The 3,902-nt window shown below is 67.5% G+C and carries 2 protein-coding genes; both read left to right on the top strand.

What is annotated here, in order from left to right; all coding sequences use genetic code 11:
- On the top strand, positions 1–617 hold a 617-nt coding region (locus tag ACEN88_RS26255; RefSeq protein ID WP_413344396.1), incomplete at its 5' end, for a M15 family metallopeptidase.
- Positions 618–633: 16 nt separating this feature from the next.
- The coding region (tssM, locus tag ACEN88_RS26250; protein ID WP_413344395.1) for a type VI secretion system membrane subunit TssM at positions 634–3,902 on the top strand (3,269 nt) is incomplete at its 3' end.

Raw genomic sequence — 3,902 nt, 5'->3', positions numbered from 1 at the left:
CGCGCATGCGATCCAGTGGCGCCGCACGAAGCCGGCCAGGCTGTCCGCCGCTGGCCGCCCTGCTGCTCGCGGAACGGCCCATGCTGAGCGGCTACGAGTCGACGGAGCGCGCCGTGAACACGCAGGTGGCCGACCTGCTGCAGGGCGAGCAGCTCGTGCCGCCGCCCCCGCTGCCGCCGCTCGTGTTCACGACGGCCGAAGTGGCGCAGGAACGGCCGCTGCTCGCCTCGGCCAGCCGCGACTGGGCCATGCTGAACGCGGACTACACGCAGCGCCTGCTGACCGTCTTCCGGATCATGAAGGAGCGCCATGGCTACGAGATGGCGATCCTGGAAGGCTACCGCAGTCCCGCGCGCCAGGATGCGCTGGCCGCGCTGGGACAGGGCGTCACGAACGCGCGCTCGTGGCAAAGCTGGCACCAGTACGGCCTCGCCGCCGATTGCGCGTTCGTCCGCGACGGCAAGCTCGTGATCTCGGAAAAGAATCCGTGGGCGATGCGCGGCTACCAGTTGTACGGCCAGGTGGCCGAATCCGTCGGCCTCACGTGGGGCGGACGCTGGAAAATGATGGACTTCGGGCACACGGAACTGCGCCTGCCCGGGGTCATGAAGCATTAATCACACTCTCGTAATCATGCAAAAAATCTGGGATTTCCTGACCACCCGCACCAGCCTCGCCGTCATCGGCTGGGTGGCCTTCGCCGCGCTGCTGTTCCTGGCCGCGCGGCTGCTGCAATGGCCTGCCTCGCTGCCGTGGATCGTGCTCGGCATCGCACTCGCGGTCGGCGCCACCGTCTGGCTGTTCCGCCGCTGGCGCCATGCGAGAAAGGCCGGACAGATCGGCGACATGCTCGAACAACAGGCCAACCAGGACCAACATCGACCCGTCCCCGACGCCACGCAGCGCCAGGAGACGGAAGTGATCCGCAAGCGCCTGCTGGACGCCATCGCGACGATAAAGGGCTCCAAGCTGGGCCAGTTGTCCGGCAGCGCCGCGCTGTACGAACTGCCGTGGTACATGATCATCGGGAACCCGGCGGCCGGCAAGAGCACGGCGATCGCCAGCTCGGGCCTGCAATTCCCCTTCGCCGACAGCAAGATCGTGCAGGGCGTGGGCGGCACGCGCAACTGCGACTGGTTCTTCACGACCGAAGGCATCCTGCTCGACACGGCCGGGCGCTACTCCGTCGTCGACCAGGACCGCGCCGAGTGGTTCGGCTTCCTCGACCTGCTCAAGAAGCACCGCCGCAAGGCGCCGATCAACGGCGTGATCATCGCCGTCAGCATCGCGGAACTCACGCGCAACCGTCCCGAGTTCGCGATCAACCTGGCCAAGAACCTGCGCCAGCGCGTGCAGGAACTGACGGAACGCCTGGAGGTGCACGCCCCCGTCTACGTCGTGTTCACGAAGGCCGACCTGATCGACGGCTTCAACGAATTCTTCCAGGACAGCGAGCGCGCCGAGCGCGAAAAAGTGTGGGGCGCGACGCTGCCCTACGACCAGCACGTGACGAGCGAACGCCTGCTCGACCAGTTCGACGCCCGCTTCGACGAGTTGTACGACGGCCTGAAGGAACTGAGCCTCGCGAACATGGCGCTGCAGCGGCGCGAGAGCATGCCGTCCGGCGTGTTCACGTTCCCGCTCGAATTCGCGTCGATCAAGCCCGCGCTGCGCGCGTTCGTCGCCACGCTGTTCGAGGACAATCCGTTCCAGTTCAAGCCCGTGTTCCGCGGCTTCTACTTCACGAGCGCGCTGCAGGAAGGCGAGACGGTGTCGACGTCGTCGGCCCGCGTCGCGCAGCGCTTCGACCTGCGCCTCGCGCCGCCCGCGCACGAAGACCAGCACCAGCAGCAGGGTTACTTCCTGTTGAACCTGTTCCGCAAGGTGATCTTCGCCGACAAGGACCTCGTCGCGCAATACGCCAGCCCCGCCAAGACGCGCCTGCGCTATGCCGCGTTCTTCGCCGCGACGGCCATCGTCGGGCTCGCGCTCGGAGGCTGGAGCTGGTCGTACATGAACAACCGCCAGCTCGTCGCCAACGTCCAGGCCGACCTGGACCAGGCCATCCGCGTGCAGAGCAAGAGCCTCGACCTGCAGTCGCGCTTCCAGGCGCTCGAGATCCTGCAGGACCGCATCGAACAGCTCGACCGCTATGCCGAACACCGCCCGCTGAGCCTCAGCCTCGGCCTGTACCAGGGCAACCTGCTGAACCGGAAACTGAAGGAAGAGTACTTCGCCGGCGTGCGCGAACTGATGCTGAAGCCCGTCGGGCAATCGCTGGAATCGTACCTCGCCGACGTGAACGGCAACGCGGGCCAGCTGCAGCCGCTGAACAAGCCCGCCGGCACCACCGCGCCCGCCGCCGACGCGCCGCAGCAGTTCAAGGATGCGTCGCCTGCGGACACCGAAGACGCGTACAACGCGCTGAAGACGTACCTGATGCTGGGCGATAAATCGCGCGCCGAGAGCGCCCACCTGAACGACCAGCTGACGCGCTTCTGGCGCAACTGGCTGGAATCGAACCGCGGCGCGATGCCGCGCGAGCAGATGATCCGCAGCGCCGAACGCATGATCTCGTTCTACCTCGCGCAGGTGAACGACCCGTCGTGGCCCGTCATCGACACGCGCCTCGCGCTCGTCGACCAGACCCGCGACAGCCTGCGCAAGGTCGTGCGCGGCATGCCGGCGAGGGAGCGCGTGTACGCGGACGTGAAGGCGCGCGCCGCCACGCGCTATCCGTCGATCACGGTGGCGCGCATCGTCGGCGACCAGGACAAGGACCTCGTCCTCGGCAGCTACGCCATCTCGGGCGCCTTCACGCGCCAGGCGTGGGAAGGCTTCGTGCAGCAGGCGTTCCGCGACGCCGCCAACCGCGAGCTGCAGAGCGCCGACTGGGTGCTGAAAACCGCCGCGCGCGACGACCTCACGCTGGAAGGCAGCCCGGAACAGATCCAGAAATCGCTCGTTGACCTGTACAAGGCGGAATACGCGCGCGAATGGCAGAAGTTCATGCAGGGTGTGACGGTGAAGGATCTGGAAGGCTTCGACGGCGCCGCCGCCGCGATGAACCGCCTGGGCGATCCGCAGAATTCGCCCATCAACAAGCTCGTGTCGACCGTGTACGAACAGACGTCGTGGGACAACCCGACCCTGGCAGGCGCTACGCTGCAGCGCGCGCAGAGCGGCCTGACGGGCTGGTTCCGCGAGACGATCCTGCGCCAGAAGCCGGCCATCGTGAACGTCAGCCTGCCGGCGCCAGGCACACAGCCTGCCAATGCGCCCGCGCTGGGCCCCGTCGGCCGCGAATTCGCCGGCGTGGCCCGCCTGGTGATCGCGCGCGACAAGGACGCGTCGCTGATGCGCGGCTACGTCGACAACCTGTCGAAGCTGCGCGCCCGCTTCAACCAGATCAAGAACCAGGGCGACCCCGGCCCCGGCGCCAAGCAGCTGATGCAGCAGACGCTGGACGGCAGCGGTTCCGAACTGGCCGACGCGCTGAAATACGTGGACGAGCAGATGCTGGTCGGGATGACGGACGCCCAGCGCCAGGCGCTGCGCCCCGTGCTCGTGCGCCCGCTGATGCAGACGTTCGCCGTGATCGTGCAGCCGGCGGAAGCCGAGATCAACAAGGTGTGGGCGGCGCAGGTCGTCCAGCCGTTCAACCGCGACCTGGCGACGAAGTATCCGTTCTCGACGGAGTCCAAGGCCGAGGCGAGCAATGCGGAGATCGGCCAGGTCTTCGGCCCGGACGGCGCCATCGCGAAATTCTTCAACACGACGGTGGGTCCGCTGGTTGTGCGCCGCGGCGATTCGCTCAGCCCGCGCACCTGGGCGGACATGGGCGTGAACCTGGCCCCGAACGTCGTCGCGAGCTTCCCGGGCTGGGTCGCGCCGCTGGCGGC

Source organism: Massilia sp. CT11-108 (assembly GCF_047302915.1).
In the GTDB taxonomy this organism is placed as follows: Bacteria; Pseudomonadota; Gammaproteobacteria; order Burkholderiales; family Burkholderiaceae_D; genus Telluria; species Telluria orientalis.
Note: the sequence above shows the minus strand (reverse complement) of the source record. Positions and strands in the feature narration are given on the sequence as shown.